Below are 18,271 nucleotides of genomic sequence, written 5' to 3'. Positions count from 1 at the left end.
CCTTGTGAGGGCTGCGGGTCAGAGGCTGCGGGCGGTGATGTCGCCGTGCACGGTGGTGGCGCGGATGGCCAGGCCGGCATGGGCTCCTTCGGTGTTCTTGAGGGAGTTGTGGACGCGGCCGTAGGAAGTGCCGGCGTCCAGGGAGGCGGAGGCGGCGGTGCCGACGGTGATGTCGCCCGTCTGCGTGCTCAGCACGACCGAGCCGGTGAGGGCCTCGCCGATGGTGATGTCGCCCTTCTGGGTGCTGATCTCGGCGGGTCCTGCGAGGCGGCCGACGGTGATGTCGCTGTCGGCGGCGGTGAGGCGGATGCTCGCGGCCTCGTCGATCTTGACCGGGCCGTGAGCGCCCTGGAAGACGACGTCCCCGAGGCGTCCGACGGCGCGGAACTCGGCGGCGGCGGTCTTCGCCTCGACGTGGGAGCCGGTCGGGAGCTGGACGGTGATCTCGACGGAGCCGGAGGGCCCGAAGTACTGGTTCTTCGCGGCCGGGGCGGCGATCCGCAGGACACCGTCGTCGCCGTGGGTGACCTCGATCTGCTCGGCGGCCCGGGTGTCGCGGCTCTTGGCGGGATTGGCGGGCCGGATCTCGACGGTGGTGTCGGTGCGGTCGGCGGCGATGACCTGGACGCGGCCGGCGGGGAGGTCGATGACGGTGGTGACGGGGGCGGTGGTGTCGAACTTCTGCATCAGGTGCTCCTGCGTTGGTCACTGTTTCCGATGAACGAAAAGCTACGTTGCATTCATAGATCCGGCAACACAGTCGTTGCGAAGTATCGTTATCACTGCAGGTAGTTGCGGTTATTTCATTGCAACGGCTCTAAAAGCAACGCAACGTCAGAAGCTCTCTCGTTGCAATAGAATGCAAGCGAACGCTATGCTGCGGGCACCAGGGACCACGAAGGAGACCGCGATGCCGGGAGGCAGGCTCACCCAGCAGGAACGTCAGCAGATCGCGCTGGGAGTGGCCGACGGCCTCGCCTACGCGGAGATCGCCCGCCGCCTCGAGCGGCCCACCTCGACCATCACCCGCGAGGTCATGCGCAACGGCGGCCCCACCGCCTACCGCGCCGACCTGGCCCACCGCGCCACCGAACGCCGCGCCCACCGCCGCCGCCAGACCACACCCCGAGGGACGCAGATCCCCGAACTGCCCCATGGCCGCGACCCCGAGGCGGTGCGCGAGTACGAGGAGACGTTCACCACCGTCCTCATGCAGACGGGCGCGCCCAAGATGATGTCGAGGGTGCTGACCTGCCTCTACACCAGCGACACCGGCAGCCTCACCGCCGCCGAACTCGTTCAGCGCCTCCAGGTCAGCCCGGCCTCCATCTCCAAGGCCATCAGCTACCTCGAAACCCAGGGCCTGGTCCGCCGCGAACGCGACGACCGCCGCCGCGAGCGCTATGTCGCCGACGACGACGTCTGGTACCAGTCCATGATCGCCAGTGCCCGCGGCACCATCCAGCTCGCCGAGACGGCCCGTCAGGGCGTGGGCATCCTCGGGCAGGGCACCCCGGCCGCCACCCGCCTGGAGAACATCGCCCGCTTCCTCGACTTCGTCTCCGAAAGCCTCACCCGCGCCGCGGACCAGGCCCGCGAGGTCCTGCACACGAAACCGGAGACACCCTCGGACAGCGCTACATGAGCGACTGACGCCCGATCGCGTCGACGAGGAAGCCGGCGCAGGGCCGGACACCGGCACGCAGCCCGACGTCCCACCGCTCCTTCTCCTCCCCGAGGTAGATGGCCCGGGCATGGGCGAGGACGGCCCGGTGTGCGGACGGCAGTCGCTCGAGTGCCCAGTCGGCGGCGGCGTCCTTGGAGCGGATGGTGTCCGTGGCGAGGGTGGTCCAGATACGGGCGAGGGTGAGCAGGACGTTACGGGTGTCGTGGTCCAGGTCGCCCAGGAGCTGCGGCACTCCGGCGACGATCGCGCGCCGGAGGTCCACGAGGGGTACGGGGTCGAGGAGTTGGGCGGGCGGAGGACCGTGCAGAGGGGTGTCCCCGGCCAGGGTCATGGTGAGCAGGGGGGCGAGATCGGGACTGGACTCGGGCTCGGGAAGCACACCCCGCTCGTACTCCGCGCGCAGCCACTCCCCGTAGAGGAAGTCGCAGACGGGCGGGTACCGCCAGGGCCGTACCTCGTCCTGTACGACGACGATCAGCTCGACGGGCCGAGCGCCCGGAACACCGGACACCCGCATCAACTCGCTCACCAGGGCCCGGCGTTCGTCACGGGTCAGCGACCTCCGAACGACGACCAGCACGTCGATGTCGCTGTGCGGGCGAAGACCGGCGAGGACGGCGGAGCCGTGGAGGTAGATGCCGAGGGGGGTGTCGGAGAGGGTGCGGTGGACGGTGCGCGCGACTGCCGGGGCGCCGTCGACTGGCATGTGCGTCATCCCTCCGTGTCCTGGTCAGCGTGCGTATCGTTGTACCGCGCGGCGGTGCTTGTCCATGGAGCAGCCGGGGAGGAGCGCCACGATGACCGTCCTTGAAGACAGGATCGAGATGGCCCACGAGAGCGAGGAGCTCACGCTCGACGCACTGTTCGAGCGCCTTGAGCACATGCCCGTCCCCGAGGGATACAAGGTCGAGATCGTCGAGGGGGCCGTCTTCATGTCGCCGCAGCGGGACACGCACTGGGAGATCATCGCCGCCATCTACGAGCAACTGCGCACCAAGTACCCGCGCAAGCGCGTGAAGTCGGATGTCCGCGTCGACTACCCAGGGCACCTCAATGGCTTCGCCTCCGACGTGACGCTGGTGGCCGAGGGCGCCGAGAAGGACAACAAGGGGCTGTGGCAGTCCAAGGACATCGAGTTCGTCGCCGAGGTCATCTCAAAAGGCACGGCCGCCAACGACTACGGCCCCAAGAAGATCGCCTACGCGCTCGCCGAGGTCCTCGTCTACCTCATCGCCGACCCCTACCAGGGCAAGTGTCACCTCTACACCCAGCCCAAGGACGGCGAATACCTCACCGAACTGTCCGTCGCCTTCGGAGCAGACGTCGACATGACCACCACCCCTCTCGAACTCACCCTCAAAACCGATGAGTTCCCCCGCGACTGACTGACAGAATCCGCCGTATGGCGATCATCCACCACACCACCCTCAAGCCCACCAAGCTGGACCTGCTCACCGCCTGGCTGCCCACCCGCCCGTGGTACACCGGCACCGGCACCCCCGAGTTGACCAAGGCCGGCGGCTTCCGGCTGGACGACCCGGAGGGCGAGGTCGGGATCGAGTTCATGGTGGCCGTCGACTCCTCCGGCCCCGGACCCGCCGCCTATCTGGCCCCCCTCACCTACCGCGCCGCCCCGCTCCCCGGCGCGGACCACGCCCTCGTCGGCACCATGGCACACGGCGTACTGGGCCCCCGCTGGGCCTACGACGGCACCCACGACCCGGTCCTGCGCACCGCACTCCTCGCCCTGTTCGAGGGCCGCACCCAGGCCCAGGCCCAGAGCCTCACCGACACCCCCGACCACGAGGTCACCCACTCCTACCCGGGCCCCGCCCTCCCCACCGGCCCCGCCGAGGTCACCGAGGACCAGGACGGCACCGAGCTCACCCTCCCGGACGGCACGGTTCTCCGCGTGCACCGACGCCCGCGGCCCACGACCCCCGAGGGAACCGCCGGTCATGTCTCCGGGGCCTGGGTCGCCCCGGACGGCACCCGCACCCGAGCCGTGTTCGCGACCCTGAGCCGCCCCTGAGACCGGGGATGTCACAGCGGAGGCAGCTGTCTCGTCCCGAGAGGTGCAGGCAAGCCTCGATCAAGGAGTGGACGATGAACCTCGCGCTGTGGATCGCCGCCGGACTGCTGGCCGCGGTGGCCCTGACCGGTGGTGTCACCAAGACCTTCGTGCCCAGGGAGAAGCTGGCCGCGGCCCACGGCGGAGGATGGACCGGAGAGGTCGGCACGGCCTTCGTGAAGACCCTCGGCATCCTCGAACTCCTGGCCGCGGCCGGCCTGGTCCTGACCGCCGCGCTCGACATCGCACCGGTGCTGGTGCCGGTGACGGCCGTCTGCTGGATCCTCCTGATGGTCGGCGCGATGATCACCCACGGCCGCCGGGGCGAGTCCGCGTTCGTGGTGCTGAACCTGGCCTACCTGGCACTCGCGGTGTTCATCGCGTGGGGCCGTTTCGGCCCCGAGTCCTTCACCGGCTGAGAGGAGCCGACGAACGGCATGAGCAGGACCGAGGAGTTCCAGGAGCTACGGCCACTGCTGTTCTCGATCGCCTACCGGATCCTCGGCGGCGTCGGCGAGGCCGAGGACGCGGTCCAGGAGACCTGGCTGCGCTACGAGGACACCGCGACCGAGCCCAGGTCGGTGAAGGCCTACCTCTCGACCATGGTGACCCGCATCGCGATCGACGTACTGCGCTCGGCCCGCGTCCGCCGGGAGGAGTACGTGGGCGAATGGCTCCCCGAGCCACTCCTCGACGACCCCTACGAGGACCCGCAGCGGGCGGCCGAACTGGCCGAGTCGGTATCGATGGCCGCCCTGTTGCTGCTGGAGCGCCTCAGCCCGCTCGAGCGCGCGGCCTTCGTACTGCGGGAGGTCTTCGACTTCGGCTTCCCCGAGGTCGCGGCGGCGGTGGGCCGCTCGGAGGCGGCATGCCGGCAACTCGTGTCCCGGGCCCGGCGCCACATGGCGGCGGGCCGCCCCCGCTTCGAGGCGGACCGGGAAGAGCGCGAGGAACTGGCGTCACGCTTCTTCGCAGCCCTCCGCGAAGGCGACGTGGACGGCCTGCGGGGACTGCTCGCCGCCGACGTGTCGATGGTCGGCGACGGCGGCGGCAGGGCCCCGCAGCTGGCGAAGGCGGTCGCAGGCGCGCAGAACGTGGCCCGGCTGCTGGGCTCGGTCTTCCCCCGGATGGCCCGGATCGAGGTGACCTTCGAGCCGCACGAACTCAACGGCCAGCCGGGCGCGATCTTCTACGACCGCGACGGCAAGGTCCTCCACACCCTCGCCCTGGACATCCTCGACGGCCGCATCCAGACGATTCGCGCGGTGATCAACCCCGACAAACTCGGCCACGTGGGCCCGGTCGCGGACGCGTGGGCGATCCACCGCGAGGTCCAGGCGGGCCGCCCTTCCTGACCCCTCTCTCCAAGAACACCGACCCGGGGTCAGAACCCCACGTCCGCCCCCCGATACGTCGGCACCCGCCGCACCCCGCTCGCCCTCTCGTACGCGTACGCGAGCCGCAGCAGCACCGGCTCGCTCCACGCCGTCCCCATGAACGTCAGCCCGACCGGCAACCCGAACGCGAACCCCGCCGGCACACTGACCGCCGGATACCCGGCGAGAGCCGCGGGCGTGGACGCACCGCCCCCGTACGTGTCCCCCCGGATCAGATCGATCTTGGCCGGCGGGCCGGACGTGGGCATCACCAGGGCGTCCAGGCGGTGTCGGCGCAGGACGGCGTCGATGCCCTCGGCCCGTGACAGCCGGCGGTTCGTGGCCAGCGCCTCCCGGTACTCCCGTTCCGAGAAGTCCAGCCCCTGTACCGTCTCCAGCCCGTCCTGCCGTACATAGCGCAGCTCACGGTCCGCGTGCGCGCGGTTGAAGGCGATCAACTCCGCCAGGTCGCGCGGATGTTCACCACCGGCCCCGGCCAGGTACGTGTTCAGCGCCCGCTTGAACTCGTAGGCCTGGACGACCATCGAGCCGGGCAGGTCCTCCAACTGCTCGGCCGTGGGGATGTCGGCAGGGTCGACGATCACCGCCCCGGCCGCGCGAAGCACCCCGATCGCGCGTTCCGCGATCTCGTCGGCGTGGTCGCTGTAGCCGTAGTACACGGTCCGCGGAACACCGATACGCGCCCCGCGCAGCCCGTCCACGTCCAGGAAACGGGTGTAGTCGCGGTGGAAACGACCCCGGCTCGCCGCGGTCGCCGGGTCCCTCCCGTCGACCCCCACCAGCGTGCCGAGCATGATCGCCGCGTCCCGGACCGTGCGTGCCATCGGGCCGACGCTGTCCTGACTGGGCACACCGGGGATCACCCCGCCCCGGCCGACCAGTCCGACCGTCGGCTTGACGCCCACGACACAGTTCGCCGACGACGGGTCGATGATCGAGCCGTTGGTCTCGGTGCCGATGCCGGCGACGCACAGGTTCGCCGCGACGGCGACGCCGGTGCCGGAACTGGACTCGTTGGGCGAGCGGTCCAGCTTGTACGGGTTGCGGGTCTGGCCGCCGCGCGCGCTCCACCCGGCGTGGTGGGTGAGCGACAGGCCGCCCGCCCACTCGCTGAGGTTGGTCTTGCCGAGGATGACGGCACCGGCGGCCCGGAGCCGGGCGGCGACCGTGGCGTCCCGCGCGGGCCGGAGCCCTTGCAGGGCGAGGGAGCCGGCCGTGGTGTGCATCCGGTCCGCGGTCTCGACCAGGTCCTTCAGCAGCACGGGCATGCCGTGCAGCGGGCCCCGGGGGCGCCCGCTCGCGTCCAGCCGCCGCGCCTCCCGCAGCGCGTCGGGGTTGACCTCGATCACCGCGTGCAGGAGCGGATCGATGCGCTCGATCCGCTCCAGGTAGTGACGGGTGAGCCGCTCCGCGTCGAGTCGTCCCCGGGTCATCAGCCCGCGCAGCTCGGTGATGCCCAGCTCGTCGAACTCCCCGGGCCTGACATCCGCCGCCTGGGCCGGGGCCGCGCCCAGCCAGGGGGCGGCCGCCGCCGCGGTGCCGAGCGCCAGCACGTTCCGCCGGGTGGCGTGGGTTCCCTCCGTATGCCTCATGCACGGCACGCTAGAGACGAAACCGCCTCAACTCCCTCCGGCTGTCCCCCGATTCGGCAGGGGAGCAATCCCCCCGAAGCAGGTGCTTGCCTTGAGCGCACTCGAAGGCGTTGGCTGAGGAGTCATGAAGTACACGCAGCTCGGACGCACCGGACTCAAGGTCAGCCGACTCGTCCTCGGCACCATGAACTTCGGCCCGCAGACCGACGAGACCGACTCCCACGCGATCATGGACTCGGCTCTCGACGCGGGAATCAACTACTTCGACACCGCCAACGTGTACGGCTGGGGCGAGAACAAGGGCCGTACCGAAGAGATCATCGGCAGCTGGTTCGCGAAGAGCGCCGCCCACCGCGACAAGGTCATCCTCGCCACCAAGGTCTACGGCAACATGGCCGCGGACGGGGAGGCCTGGCCGAACCACGACAAGCTGTCGGCGCTGAACATCCGCCGCGCCGTCGACGCCTCGCTCAAGCGGCTCCAGACGGACCACATCGACATCTACCAGTTCCACCACGTCGACCGCGCCACTGGCTTCGAGGAGATCTGGCAGGCGATCGACACCCTGGTCCAGCAGGGCAAGATCCTGTACGTCGGGTCCTCCAACTTCCCCGGCTACAAGATCGCGCAGGCCAACGAGATCGCCGCCCGGCGGGGCGGCACCATCGGTCTGGTCAGCGAGCAGTGCCTGTACAACCTCTACGAACGCCGCGCCGAGATGGAGGTCATCCCGGCCGCGCAGGAGTACGGCCTCGGTGTCATCCCCTGGTCGCCGCTGCACGGCGGCCTGCTCGGCGGTGTCATCAAGAAGGAGGCCGAGGGCGGCCGCCGCGCCTCCGGCCGCGCCGCCGACACCCTCGCCGACCCGGCCGCCCGTGCGCGCCTCCAGTCGTACGAGGACCTGCTGGAGAAGCACGGCCTGGAGCCCGGGGAAGCGGCCCTGGCGTGGCTGCTGACCCGCCCCGGCGTGACGGGGCCGATCGTCGGCCCGCGCACGGCGCAGCAGCTGGAGTCGGCGATCCGCGCGGTGGAGCTGGAGCTGAGCGAGGAGGTCCTGGCGGGCCTGGACGAGATCTTCCCGGGCCCGGGCCCGTCTCCGGAGGCCTTCGCCTGGTAGCGCCCCTTCAGGCGCGGGGCGGAGTCGATATGGGGCTCCGCCCCGCGGGCGCGACCGGCCGCAGTCCCCTACCTGCCGAGCGCGGCGGCCAACGCCACAACGACGAACATCATCACAAGTACACCGGCCATGATCCGGTTCCGGGTCTTCGGGTCCACGCATCGAGCCTAACCGGCCGCGCTCAGCGCCCAGCGGCCGACCACCTCATAGCGGGGCTGCTCGCCCGGCACTCCGGACTGCGGAAGGTTGCTCCGCACCAGCGCCAGCTCGTCGACGGTCCAGGTGCGGCTCGTGAATCCGTCCAGAACCGAGAGATACGGCCGTACATCCACCGCCTCCCGACTGCGAGCCACGGTCAGATGCGCCTTGTACCGCCGGTGCTCCCCCGTCTCCACCCCCGCCTTCCGCGCCGCCGCCTCCGCCCGCTCGGCCAGCAGCCGCAGCACCGGCAGATCGCCGGAGGCCCCCGTCCACAGTGCCCGCCCGTGCCCGAACTGCCCGCCCCCGCGCAGGGCCAGGGGGAAACACGGGGTCCGCCGAGCCGCCCGCTCCAGCCGCGCCGACAGTTCGGGGACGACGGCTTCGTCGACCTCGCCGTAGAAGGCCAGGGTGAAGTGCCACCCGGGGACGCCGGTCCAGCGCAGCTCGGACGCTCCGGGGAGCCGCCTCAACTCAGCGACCTTCAGCGCGAGTTCGTCGGACACGTCCTGCGGAGGCAGCACCGCGGCGAAGAGTCTCATGGCAATCAGCCTGTCACCATGAGGGCATGGAGATCAGCATCAGGGACGGCGGACCCGACGACATACCCGTGATCCTCGGCATGCTCGACAGCTGCGTGGAGTGGCTGGTCGCGCAGGGGCGTCCCGGTCAGTGGGGGACCGAGCCGCTGTCCGGGAGCCCCAGGACCGTGGAGTCCGTCGCCCGGTACATCGACGAGGGCAGCGTGTTCATCGCCGAGGCCGACGGCGTCCCGGCCGCGACCCTCACGATCACCGACGCGCCCGGCGCCTATCTGGCACATCTCCCGCCGCCCGGTGAGCCCGAGCGGTACATCCACTGGCTCGCCTCGGACCGCCGCTTCAAGGGCCACGGCGTGGGCAGCGCCCTCCTCGCGCACGCCGCCGAGGAGACCCGGCGCGCGGGCGTCGCCCTGCTGCGGGTGGACTGCTACGCGGGCGACGACCGCAAGCTGGTCGCCTACTACGAGGCCAACGGCTTCGCCCCGACGGAGACGTACACCGCCGGGGCGAACAACGACTGGCCGGGTCAGGTACTGGCCATGCGGGTGCTGCCGTAAAGCTCAGGCCGCCGCGGCCAGCTGCTCCTGGGCCTCGCGCGGCACGAACCGGACGTGCGGGTGACCGTGGTTCCAGCCCACCGACAGGCGCAGGTTGCCGACCCTGGCCAGGACCAGGGCGATCGTGACGGCCGCCGCCGCGGCGATCGCGCCGCCCGACGCGAGGCCGGCGCGGACGCCGTACGCGTCGGTGACCCAGCCGGCGATCGGCGCGCCCACCGGCGCTCCGCCCATGAACACCATCATGTACAGGGCCATCACACGGCCCCGCATGGCCGGGTCGGTGCTCATCTGGATGCTGCTGTTGGCGGTGACGTTGACCGTCATGCCGAACATCCCGATCGGGACCATGAGCAGGGCGAACAGCCACAGCGAGGGGGCGATCGCGGCCACGATCTCCAGCGCCCCGAAGGCCACCGCGCCCGCCAGCAGCACTCGCATCCGGGCGGTGCCGCGCCGGGCCGCGAGCAGGGCGCCGGCGAGGGAGCCGACGGCCATCAGCGTGTTGAAGAGGCTGTAGGAGCCGGCGCCCGCGTGGAAGACGTCGTCGGCGAAGGCGGACAGGAAGACGGGGAAGTTGAAGCCGAAGGTGGAGACGAACCCGGCCAGGACGATGGTCCAGATCAGCTCGGGGCGGCCGGCCACGTACTGCAGGCCCTCCCGCAGCTGTCCCTTGGCCCGCGGGGCCCGCTCGACGACGTACAGCTCACGCGCCCGCATCATCATCAGGCCGATGAGCGGGGCGACGAAGGACAGGCCGTTGGCGAGGAACGCCCAGCCGGTGCCCACGCCGGTGATCATGACACCCGCGACCGCGGGGCCGACCAGACGGGCCGACTGGAAGTTCGCGGAGTTCAGGCTGACCGCGTTCTGCAGCTGGTCCGGTCCGACCATCTCGGAGACGAAGGACTGGCGGGCCGGGTTGTCGACGACGGTCGCGAGACCCACCACGAAGGCGGCGAGGTAGACGTGCCAGACCTGGACGTGGCCGGTCAGGGTGAGGGCGGCGAGCACGACACCGGTGGCGCCCATCGCGGACTGCGTGAACAGCAGCGCGCGGCGCTTGGGCAGCCGGTCGACGAGGACACCGCCGTAGAGGCCGAAGAGCAGCATCGGCAGGAACTGCAGGGCCGTCGTCACGCCGACGGCGGTGGCGGAGCCGGTGAGGCTGAGCACCAGCCAGTCCTGGGCGATGCGCTGCATCCAGGTGCCGATGTTGGAGACGACCTGACCGACGAAGAACAGGCGGTAGTTCCTGACCGTCAGCGAGCTGAACATCGAGGACTTGCGGGGGTCGTGGGTGGTCGGTGCGGGGGCGGAGTGTGCTCCGGGTCCCGTACTCAAAGTGCGTTCGCCTCCTCTTTGTGGCTTACAGGTGTGCGAGTTTCTCCAGCACGGGGGCGGCTTCGCGCAGTTTCGCCCACTCGTCCTCGTCGAGGCTGTCGACCAGGGTGGCCAGGAAGGCGTTCCGCTTGGCGCGGCTCTCCGCGAGCATGGCCTCGGCCTGCTCGGTCTTCGTGACGACCTTCTGGCGCCGGTCCTCGGGGTGCGGCTCCAGCCGGACGAGTCCCTTGGCCTCCAGCAGCGCCACGATGCGGGTCATCGACGGCGGCTGGACGTGCTCCTTGCGGGCGAGCTCGCCCGGGGTGGCCTTGCCGCAGAGGGAGAGGGTGCCCAGCACCGACATCTCGGTGGGGCTGAGCGACTCGTCGACCCGCTGGTGCTTGAGCCGACGGGACAGTCGCATCACGGCTGATCGCAGGGAGTTCACGGCGGCAACGTCGTCGCCATGGGTAAGGTCCGGCATCTCTTTAGCGTAACTCATTACCCTCGCTAAACAAGCTCGCGCGCACGGGGATTCCCGTGACCCCGGCCACTGAAACCCGATCTTCACCCATACGAGTGAGTCGGCGGCGGAATGTGAACGCCGCTCGGCGTGGGCGGCGACCCTCGTCCTCATGGGGACCAGCGTGCTCAGCCTGCGGATAGACGGGGAGCTGCTCGAGCGGCTCCGCGACCATGCGGCCAAAAGGGGGATGAGCGTCCAGGACTATGTGATCCGAACGCTCATCCGGGACGACTTCGACGAGCGGTTCCAGACCGCCGTCGACGAGACCGAGAAGTTCTACGGGGTCACGTGAGAGCGGGTCACGTCAGGCCCAGCGCCGGCATCAGGTAGTAGAAGCCGAACACCGCCGCGACGACGTACATCGGCACCGGAACCTCCCGGCCCCGTCCGGCCGCCAGCCGCAGCACCACGAAGGTGATGAAGCCCATGCCGATGCCGTTGGTGATCGAGTAGGTGAAGGGCATCATCACCATGGTGATGAAGGCCGGGATGGCGATCGTGTAGTCGGCCCAGTCGATGTCCTTGACGTTCCCCGCCAGAATCAGGAAGCCGACCGCCAGCAGGGCCGGGGTCGCCGCCTGGGACGGGACCATCGTCGCGACCGGCGTGAGGAACAGCGCAAGGGTGAAGAGACCGCCGGTGACGATGTTGGCGACACCGGTGCGCGCACCCTCGCCGACTCCCGCCGTCGACTCCACAAAGGCCGTCGTCGCCGACGACGAGCTCGCGCCGCCCGCGGCGACCGCGAGGCCGTCCACGAAGAGCACCTTGTTGATGCCGGGCATCTGACCCTGGGCGTCGGTGAGCTTGGCCTCGTCGGAGACGCCCATGATCGTGCCCATCGCGTCGAAGAAGCACGACAGCAGGACCGTGAAGACGAAGAGGATGCCGGTCAGCACGCCGACCTTGTCGAAGCCGCCGAAGAGGCTGACCTTGCCGATCAGACCGAAGTCCGGGGTGGCGACCGGGTTGCCGGGCCATTTCGGGACCGTGAGCCCCCAGGACGGGACCTTGGCGACGGCCTCGATGATCATCGATACGACGGTCATCGTGACGATCGAGATCAGGATCGCGCCGGAGACCTTGCGGACGATGAGCGCGAGGGTCAGCAGGGCGCCCAGGATGAACACCAGGACCGGCCAGCCGTTGAGGTGGCCGTCGGCGCCGAGCTGGAGCGGGACGGTGGTACGGGCGATGTCCGGGATGCGGGAGACGAAACCGGAGTCCACGAGCCCGATCAGCATGATGAACAGGCCGATACCGATGGAGATCGCCTTGCGCAGCCCGAAGGGCACCGCGTTCATCACGCGCTCGCGCAGACCGGTGGCGACCAGCAGCATCACGATGAAGCCCGCCAGGACCACCATGCCCATCGCGTCCGGCCAGGACATCCGGGGCGCGAGCTGGAGCGCGACGACCGAGTTCACACCGAGCCCCGCGGCCAGCGCGATCGGGACGTTGCCGACCACGCCCATGAGGAGCGTGGTGAAGGCCGCGGTCAGGGCGGTCGCGGTGACCAGCTGGCCGTTGTCCAGCTGGTGGCCGTACATGTCCTTGGCGCTGCCGAGGATGATCGGGTTCAGCACGATGATGTAGGCCATCGCGAAGAACGTGGCGAAGCCGCCCCGGATCTCCCGGGGCAGACTGCTGCCCCTCTCGGAGATCTTGAAGTAGCGGTCGAGGGCGGTCGGCATTGGATGTTCCTACGAGCAGATGTGGACAGAGAGAAACTGTTTCAGTATGAACGTATAACGTCGACCATGACCATCTCCGCGCGTAGATGTGATCGCCTCGTAAGCTGTCCCCATGGCCGGTTTTTTTTCGGGACCCATCAAGCACGAGGCGCCGGAGCCCCTGGAAGGGCCCGTCGTCGCCACCGTCACCGGTGGCACGATCCTCTGGTTCGTGCTCTTCCTCGTGCAGCTTCCCTTCTACGGCTGGTTCGCGGACCACGACCACACCTGGTGGCTGTGGACCTGCCTGGCCGGGGGCGTGCTCGGGCTGTACGGCACCTGGTACGTGCGGAAGCGGGACGCGGCGATCAGGAAGGCGGCCACCACCGACTCCGCCGCCACCCCTGCTGCCGAGTGACGAGCGTCCCCTAGTCCCACGGCATCACTCGCCCGTTCCCGTCTCCTCCCCAGGTCGGAACTTCCGGTCACTCGGCGGGTGAAGCCGCAAAACCGCACGTACCGTCGAATGCATGACGCACACCGACGCGGGCGCCGAACTCGACCCTGTGCACCCCACGAGGCTCCGGGCACCGGCGGCGGGCGGACTCACCGCGGCCGAGGTCGCCGAGCGGGTGACGCGCGGACAGGTCAACGACGTGCCGGTGCGCAGCAGCCGGAGCCTGGCGGAGATCGTCCGGGCGAACGTCTTCACCCGGTTCAACGCGATCATCGGTGTGCTCTGGCTGGTCATGCTGTTCGTCGCGCCGTTCCAGGACAGCCTGTTCGGGTACGTGATCCTCGCCAACACCGGGATCGGCATCATCCAGGAGTGGCGGGCGAAGAAGACCCTCGACTCGCTCGCGGTGATCGGCGAGGCCCGGCCGACCGTACGGCGGGACGGGACCGCGTCCCAGGTCAGCACCTCGGAGATCGTCCTCGACGACCTCATCGAGATCGGGCCCGGCGACAAGGCCGTGGTCGACGGGGTGGTCGTCGAGGCCGACGGTCTGGAGATCGACGAGTCACTGCTGACCGGCGAGGCCGACCCGGTGGTGAAGCGGCCCGGCGACCAGGTGATGTCCGGGAGCTTCGTGGTCGCCGGCGGCGGCGCCTTCGAGGCGACCAAGGTCGGCCGCGAGGCCTACGCCGCCCAGCTCGCCGAGGAGGCCTCCCGGTTCACCCTGGTCCACTCCGAACTGCGCTCGGGCATCTCCACGATCCTCAAGTACGTGACGTGGATGATGGTCCCGACCGCGATCGGCCTGGTCATCAGCCAGCTCTTCGTGAAGGACAACGACCTCAAGGACTCCCTCGCCCGGACGGTCGGCGGGATCGTGCCGATGGTCCCGGAGGGGCTGGTCCTGCTGACCTCGGTCGCCTTCGCCATCGGCGTCATCCGGCTCGGCCGGAAACAGGCGCTCGTCCAGGAACTCCCGGCCATCGAGGGTCTCGCCCGCATCGACACGGTCTGCCTCGACAAGACCGGCACCCTCACCGAGGGCGGCATGGACGTCACCGAGCTCAGGCCGCTGCGGGGCGCCGACGAGTCGTACGTACGAAAGGTCCTGGGCGCCCTCGGTGAGTCGGACCCGCGGCCGAACGCCTCCCTCCAGGCGATCATCGACGCCTACCCGGACGCCGAGGAGTGGCGCTGCACCGAGTCGCTCCCCTTCTCCTCCGCCCGCAAGTACAGCGGGGCCTCCTTCAGCGAGGGCGACGGCGAGTCCAGTACGTGGCTGCTGGGGGCGCCGGACGTGCTCCTGGCGCCCGGCGACCCCGCCCTGGCCGACACCGGGCGGCTCAACGAACAGGGACTGCGCGTGCTGCTGCTGGCCCGGGCCTCCCGCGACCTCGACGATCCCGAGGTCGCCCGGGGAGCGCGGCCGACCGCCCTCGTCGTCCTGGAACAGCGGCTGCGGCCCGACGCGGCCGACACCTTGCGGTACTTCGCCGACCAGGACGTCCGCGCCAAGGTCATCTCCGGTGACAACGCGGTCTCGGTCGGGGCGGTGGCGGCCAAGCTCGGGCTGAACGGCTCCGTGGTCGACGCACGTCAGCTGCCCGCCGACCGGGACGGGATGGCGAAGAAGCTCGACGAGGGCACGGTGTTCGGTCGGGTCACCCCGCAGCAGAAGCGGGACATGGTGGGGGCGTTGCAGTCGCGTGGCCACACGGTCGCGATGACCGGTGACGGGGTGAACGACGTGCTCGCCCTGAAGGACGCCGACATCGGGGTGGCGATGGGCTCCGGGTCGGAGGCCACGCGGGCGGTCGCGCAGATCGTGCTGCTCGACAACAGTTTCGCGACGCTGCCGTCCGTCGTCGCCGAGGGGCGACGGGTCATCGGCAACATCACCCGGGTCGCGACGCTGTTTCTGGTGAAGACCGTGTACTCGGTGCTGCTGGCGGTCTTCGTGGTGTGCTGGCAGGTCGAATACCCCTTCCTGCCACGACACTTGACCATGCTCTCGACGCTGACGATCGGCATCCCGGCCTTCTTCCTGGCCCTCGCGCCCAACAAGGAACGCGCGCGACCGCACTTCGTGCGCCGGGTGATGCGGTACTCGGTCCCGGGCGGTGTGGTGGCGGCGGTCGCGACCTTCGTGACGTATCTGCTCGCCCGTCACCACTACACGGGCACCGGCGCGTTGGACGCGGAGACGAGCGCGGCGACCCTGACCCTGTTCCTGATCTCGATGTGGGTGCTGGCGATCATCGCCCGCCCGTACACCTGGTGGCGTCTCGCGCTGGTCGCGGCGATGGGCCTCGCGTTCGTCGCGGTCCTGGCGGTGCCGTGGCTCCAGGACTTCTTCGCGCTGAAGCTGGTGGGGGTGACGATGCCGTGGATCGCGGTCGGCATCTCGGTGGTGGCGGCGGCCACCCTGGAACTCCTGTGGAGGTGGGTGGACCGCCGCGTTCCCGCTTAGCGCTGGGCTTCAGCCGGGACAGGGCCGCTGTGTGTCGTGTGCGGCGCCGTCGTGGCCTGTCGCGCCCGCGCGGCGCAGCCGCGAATGAGATACGGCCTCGCGCCCCTGTGGGGCACGTTCTACTGAACGTCGACGTAGTCGCCCGCCGCGCTCACGGACGGCGTCGTCGTCGTGCCCGCGAAGCTGTAGCGGTAGTAGCCGTCGGCCGTCGCCGTGGTCGTCGTCTTCAGCGTGCCCGTGGACGTCGTCTTGATGGTCTTGAGGGTCGTGTAGGTGCTGCTGCCCTTCTTGCGGAACTGCAGCTTCACCGGCTGGGTCGAGTAACCCGCGTAGGTGTTGGTGTCCCAGTTGGCGCGGGCGAGCTTGCCCGTGACCGTGATCGTCTTCCCCTTCTTCACCGGCTCGGGGGAGGCGTTGACGGAGAGGGTGGCCCTGCGCTGGAGGTGGGTGGTGCCGAGGTCGCCCTGCCAGGTCATGCCGTCGTCCGCGTTGACCGCGAGGGCGCCCAGCTTCCAGGTGCCGGCCTCACTGCTGACCAGGTCGTCGGCCTCGTCGGAGCCCTTGGGGCGGAACTGGATCTTCGCCGTGCACTTCAGCACCGTCGAGGAGGACGCCGTGCAGGTGCCGGCGTCGTCACCGCCGAGCAGGTCGTCGGAGTTCAGGCCGAGAGTGGCGCCGCGGTAGAGGACCGGCCCGGTCTGGAAGGAACTCGCGTTCAGGCTCGCGGGCTTGGTCACGGTGTAGGTCGCCGAGACCGTGACCGTCGTCGTCGTGCCGACCACGATGTTCTTGCCGCTGTTGACCTTCAGGTTGGAGAAGGTGACGGCGGGCCCGGCCGTGGCGGCCTGGGCGGCCGGCACGGCAAGGGTGGAGAGTGCCACGGCGCCGGAGGCGACGAGGACGAGGGCGCGTATGCGCATGTGCGTTCCCCATGAGGAGAGAAGGATCTCGGAGTCTGATGACTCAGTCCGTAGATCCGTGACTCCTGGGACAGGTTGTACGCGTGAGGCGTTTTTTTAGCCGCACATGCGCAACGCTTTACTTCAAGCCGACTTACTTGACGTCGATGAAGTCGCCCGCGGCGTTGACCGCCGGGGTGGTGGAGGTGCCCGCGAAGCTCCAGCGGAAGAAGCCGTCGACCGTGGCCTTGACCGTGGTCTTCAGGTCACCCTTGTTGTTGGTCTTGATGGTCTTCACGGTGGTGTAGGTGTCGGAGTCCTTCTTGCGGAACTGCAGCTTCACCGGCTGGGTCGAGTAACCGGCGTACTTACGCGTCTCCCAGTTGGCCCGCGTCAGCTTGCCGGTGACGGTGATCGTCTTGCCCTTCTTCACCGGTTCGGGGGAGGCATTGGCCGTGAGCTTGGAGAGGCGCTGGAGCTTGTGGGTGCCGTAGAAGTCGTTCCAGTAGTCGCTCCCGGCCTCGTCGGCGGCGATCGCGGCGGCCGTCACGTGCCAGGTACCGGCCAGCGAGTTCATGTACAGCTCCCGGCCGGCGTCGACCGTGATGGTGAGCTTGCAGTTCGAGGTCGTGGCACTGACCGCGGTGCAGGTGGCGTTCTGCTCGTTCGGAGCGAACACGCCGTCGTGGTGGGCCAGGTCCTTGCCGTGCCACAAGTCGATGTACGCGTCCTGGATACCGGCGGAGTGACTGGCGGTCAGCGACACAGCGAACGTCTTGACGCCAGTCGTACCGAACACGATGCTCTTGCCGCCGTTGACCTTCACGTCGGAGATGACCGGCACTTCATCGTCGGCGGCGGCGCTCATCGCGGCTCTGGAGACGCCGAAACGCTCCGCGGCGGTGGGTTTGTGGAGGCCCCCGCCGTCGGCCTGCGCGGCCGGGACGGCGAGGGCGGAGAGGACGAGGCCGCCGGAGACGGCGGCCACGGTGGTGCGGATGCGCATGCGTTCCCCCAGGGACTGGTCGTGGAGCCTGGCGGCTCGTGGGGTCAGATGCGCGAGCGGGGTGAAGCGTTGCAGCAGACGGCCTGATTTTCCACGAGCCGTCACCGGCGTAACCGCGAGAATCGGATCCGTCTGCGCCTTCTGTACGGCGTTGCTCTCGCTCTGCGTCTCGCGCAGCACCCGGCCCAGGCCGTCGTTGAAGCACCTCGGGGAGTTCGACCCCAATACTGGAGCCCCGACCAAGCCCGCCGATCCGACCCGGAAGGTGCCGACGTGACCGTGTACTTCCCTCTCACCTGCTATCCCAAGGACGGCGACCAGCCGCTGTCGTCCACCGACGTCACCGCGGTCGGCGCGGAAGCCTGGGGAGAACTCCTCGGGATGGCGCCGGAGCAGCTGGCCGACGTGTATCCGCTGACGCAGCAGCACGCCGAGCGTGTCCGGCAGTTGACCGGAATCAGGCTCGACCTGGAGAGGTACGACTACTTCCTGGAACCGGAGGAGGACCCTTCCCTGTGAACGGCCGACTTGCCATCTCCCGCTTCCCGAAGGACGACGAGTTCCTTGACTCGTCCGTCGATGTCACCGCCGTCGGCGTGGACGTCCTCGCGGACCTCGTGGGGATTCCACCGTCCCGGCTCGTCGGCGATGTGCCTCTGACGGAGGAACACGCCGAGCGTGTCCGGCAGTTGACCGGAATCACGCTCGACCTGGAGAAGTACGACTACTTCCTGGACCCCAGCTCCGGCTGAGACG

21 protein-coding genes are annotated in these 18,271 nt (G+C 69.5%); 12 read left to right on the top strand and 9 right to left on the bottom strand.

Annotation, left to right across the window (positions count from 1 at the left end; genetic code table 11):
• Window positions 1–18: 18 nt before the first annotated feature.
• Entirely contained in the window at window positions 19–687 is a 669-nt protein-coding gene (locus tag OG841_RS25975; protein ID WP_328639300.1) for a DUF4097 family beta strand repeat-containing protein, read from the bottom strand.
• Between the two features lie 223 nt (window positions 688–910).
• On the opposite strand from OG841_RS25975, the gene OG841_RS25970 reads away from it, so the two are divergent.
• Window positions 911–1,645 carry a GbsR/MarR family transcriptional regulator gene (locus OG841_RS25970; protein WP_328639301.1) on the top strand — a complete coding sequence of 245 codons (735 nt, stop codon included), beginning with the start codon at window positions 911–913 and terminating at the stop codon, window positions 1,643–1,645.
• On the opposite strand, the gene OG841_RS25965 is transcribed toward OG841_RS25970, so the two are convergent.
• Entirely contained in the window at window positions 1,638–2,393 is a 756-nt protein-coding gene (locus OG841_RS25965; RefSeq protein WP_371570819.1) for an aminoglycoside adenylyltransferase family protein, read from the bottom strand. The two genes, OG841_RS25970 and OG841_RS25965, sit on opposite strands and share 8 nt — an antisense overlap.
• Window positions 2,394–2,484: 91 nt before the next feature.
• On the opposite strand from OG841_RS25965, the gene OG841_RS25960 reads away from it, so the two are divergent.
• From OG841_RS25960 to OG841_RS25945, 4 genes are all read left to right on the top strand, one after another.
• Window positions 2,485–3,072 carry a Uma2 family endonuclease gene (locus OG841_RS25960; protein WP_328639303.1) on the top strand — a complete coding sequence of 196 codons (588 nt, stop codon included), beginning with the start codon at window positions 2,485–2,487 and terminating at the stop codon, window positions 3,070–3,072.
• Between the two features lie 17 nt (window positions 3,073–3,089).
• Complete coding sequence (locus OG841_RS25955) at window positions 3,090–3,719, top strand: maltokinase N-terminal cap-like domain-containing protein (RefSeq protein WP_328639304.1); 630 nt, start codon at window positions 3,090–3,092, stop codon at window positions 3,717–3,719.
• A gap of 74 nt (window positions 3,720–3,793) precedes the next feature.
• Window positions 3,794–4,177, top strand: coding sequence for a DoxX family protein (locus OG841_RS25950; protein WP_328639305.1), 384 nt, complete (start codon window positions 3,794–3,796; stop codon window positions 4,175–4,177).
• 18 nt (window positions 4,178–4,195) lie between these two features.
• Window positions 4,196–5,113 carry an RNA polymerase sigma-70 factor gene (locus tag OG841_RS25945; protein ID WP_328639306.1) on the top strand — a complete coding sequence of 306 codons (918 nt, stop codon included), beginning with the start codon at window positions 4,196–4,198 and terminating at the stop codon, window positions 5,111–5,113.
• A gap of 29 nt (window positions 5,114–5,142) precedes the next feature.
• Here the strand turns inward: OG841_RS25945 and OG841_RS25940 are convergent, their stop codons facing one another.
• Window positions 5,143–6,747, bottom strand: a complete 1,605-nt coding sequence (locus OG841_RS25940; protein WP_328639307.1) for an amidase — start codon at window positions 6,745–6,747, stop codon at window positions 5,143–5,145.
• A gap of 124 nt (window positions 6,748–6,871) precedes the next feature.
• Here OG841_RS25940 and OG841_RS25935 point away from each other — a divergent pair, with 124 nt between their 5' ends.
• On the top strand, window positions 6,872–7,864 hold the full coding sequence (locus OG841_RS25935) for an aldo/keto reductase (RefSeq protein ID WP_328639308.1): 993 nt from the start codon (window positions 6,872–6,874) through the stop codon (window positions 7,862–7,864).
• Between the two features lie 167 nt (window positions 7,865–8,031).
• Here the strand turns inward: OG841_RS25935 and thpR are convergent, their stop codons facing one another.
• Window positions 8,032–8,604: an RNA 2',3'-cyclic phosphodiesterase gene (thpR, locus tag OG841_RS25930; protein WP_328639309.1), complete on the bottom strand. Its 573-nt coding sequence runs from the start codon at window positions 8,602–8,604 to the stop codon at window positions 8,032–8,034.
• Between the two features lie 26 nt (window positions 8,605–8,630).
• Between thpR and OG841_RS25925 the strand changes: the two genes are divergently transcribed.
• A complete protein-coding gene (locus OG841_RS25925; protein WP_328639310.1) occupies window positions 8,631–9,161 on the top strand; it encodes a GNAT family N-acetyltransferase in 531 nt (176 codons plus the stop codon).
• A gap of 3 nt (window positions 9,162–9,164) precedes the next feature.
• Here OG841_RS25925 and OG841_RS25920 read toward each other — a convergent pair whose 3' ends face one another.
• Together OG841_RS25920 and OG841_RS25915 are read right to left on the bottom strand one after the other, a co-directional pair.
• Window positions 9,165–10,505 (bottom strand): MFS transporter, encoded by a 1,341-nt coding sequence (locus tag OG841_RS25920; RefSeq protein WP_371566930.1) that lies wholly within the window; start codon window positions 10,503–10,505, stop codon window positions 9,165–9,167.
• 25 nt (window positions 10,506–10,530) lie between these two features.
• Window positions 10,531–10,968 carry a MarR family winged helix-turn-helix transcriptional regulator gene (locus tag OG841_RS25915; protein ID WP_328639312.1) on the bottom strand — a complete coding sequence of 146 codons (438 nt, stop codon included), beginning with the start codon at window positions 10,966–10,968 and terminating at the stop codon, window positions 10,531–10,533.
• Window positions 10,969–11,119: 151 nt separating this feature from the next.
• Here OG841_RS25915 and OG841_RS25910 point away from each other — a divergent pair, with 151 nt between their 5' ends.
• A complete protein-coding gene (locus OG841_RS25910) occupies window positions 11,120–11,302 on the top strand; it encodes a hypothetical protein (RefSeq protein WP_030317890.1) in 183 nt (60 codons plus the stop codon).
• Window positions 11,303–11,309: 7 nt separating this feature from the next.
• Here the strand turns inward: OG841_RS25910 and OG841_RS25905 are convergent, their stop codons facing one another.
• Complete coding sequence (locus OG841_RS25905; RefSeq protein ID WP_371566929.1) at window positions 11,310–12,704, bottom strand: NCS2 family permease; 1,395 nt, start codon at window positions 12,702–12,704, stop codon at window positions 11,310–11,312.
• Window positions 12,705–12,816: 112 nt separating this feature from the next.
• On the opposite strand from OG841_RS25905, the gene OG841_RS25900 reads away from it, so the two are divergent.
• Window positions 12,817–13,101: a DUF2530 domain-containing protein gene (locus OG841_RS25900; RefSeq protein ID WP_328639314.1), complete on the top strand. Its 285-nt coding sequence runs from the start codon at window positions 12,817–12,819 to the stop codon at window positions 13,099–13,101.
• A gap of 112 nt (window positions 13,102–13,213) precedes the next feature.
• Window positions 13,214–15,610: an HAD-IC family P-type ATPase gene (locus OG841_RS25895; RefSeq protein WP_365119260.1), complete on the top strand. Its 2,397-nt coding sequence runs from the start codon at window positions 13,214–13,216 to the stop codon at window positions 15,608–15,610.
• Window positions 15,611–15,729: 119 nt separating this feature from the next.
• Here OG841_RS25895 and OG841_RS25890 read toward each other — a convergent pair whose 3' ends face one another.
• Window positions 15,730–16,530: a hypothetical protein gene (locus OG841_RS25890; protein ID WP_328639316.1), complete on the bottom strand. Its 801-nt coding sequence runs from the start codon at window positions 16,528–16,530 to the stop codon at window positions 15,730–15,732.
• 133 nt (window positions 16,531–16,663) lie between these two features.
• Complete coding sequence (locus OG841_RS25885; RefSeq protein WP_328643572.1) at window positions 16,664–17,515, bottom strand: DUF5707 domain-containing protein; 852 nt, start codon at window positions 17,513–17,515, stop codon at window positions 16,664–16,666.
• Window positions 17,516–17,788: 273 nt separating this feature from the next.
• Between OG841_RS25885 and OG841_RS25880 the strand changes: the two genes are divergently transcribed.
• Both OG841_RS25880 and OG841_RS25875 read left to right on the top strand, forming a co-directional pair.
• Complete coding sequence (locus OG841_RS25880) at window positions 17,789–18,034, top strand: DUF7683 domain-containing protein (protein ID WP_328639317.1); 246 nt, start codon at window positions 17,789–17,791, stop codon at window positions 18,032–18,034.
• The gene (locus OG841_RS25875) at window positions 18,031–18,267 is read left to right on the top strand and encodes a DUF7683 domain-containing protein (protein ID WP_328639318.1); all 237 of its coding nucleotides are present in this window, start codon (window positions 18,031–18,033) and stop codon (window positions 18,265–18,267) included. The genes OG841_RS25880 and OG841_RS25875 overlap by 4 nt, the downstream gene beginning before the upstream one ends.
• Window positions 18,268–18,271: the final 4 nt, after the last annotated feature.

Origin of the sequence: Streptomyces canus, assembly GCF_041435015.1 — a bacterium.
Classification (GTDB): Bacteria; Actinomycetota; Actinomycetes; order Streptomycetales; family Streptomycetaceae; genus Streptomyces; species Streptomyces canus_G.
The sequence above is the reverse complement of the archived record's forward strand: the minus strand, read 5'-3'. Positions and strand labels throughout refer to the sequence as shown.